This window comes from Bacillus sp. 11B20 (genome assembly GCF_056098985.1).
Genome location: NZ_JBLZWZ010000013.1, coordinates 1 through 457 on the forward strand (window position 1 = coordinate 1; position 457 = coordinate 457).

Annotated in this window: 1 rRNA gene; it reads left to right on the forward strand. The window is 53.4% G+C overall.

Features of this window, described 5'->3' with window-relative positions:
* A 16S ribosomal RNA gene (locus tag ACN6NB_RS19500) occupies nucleotides 1-406 on the forward strand; the annotation flags it as partial.
* Between the last annotated feature and the right edge of the window lie 51 nt (nucleotides 407-457).

Here is a 457-nt window from a genome sequence, read left to right on the forward strand (position 1 = left end):
AGTTGGGCACTCTAAGGTGACTGCCGGTGACAAACCGGAGGAAGGTGGGGATGACGTCAAATCATCATGCCCCTTATGACCTGGGCTACACACGTGCTACAATGGACAGAACAAAGGGCTGCAAGACCGCAAGGTTTAGCCAATCCCATAAATCTGTTCTCAGTTCGGATCGCAGTCTGCAACTCGACTGCGTGAAGCTGGAATCGCTAGTAATCGCGGATCAGCATGCCGCGGTGAATACGTTCCCGGGCCTTGTACACACCGCCCGTCACACCACGAGAGTTTGCAACACCCGAAGTCGGTGAGGTAACCTTTATGGAGCCAGCCGCCGAAGGTGGGGCAGATGATTGGGGTGAAGTCGTAACAAGGTAGCCGTATCGGAAGGTGCGGCTGGATCACCTCCTTTCTAAGGATATATGGAGCAGCGTGCGTTTTCGTCTTGTTTAGTTTTGAAGGA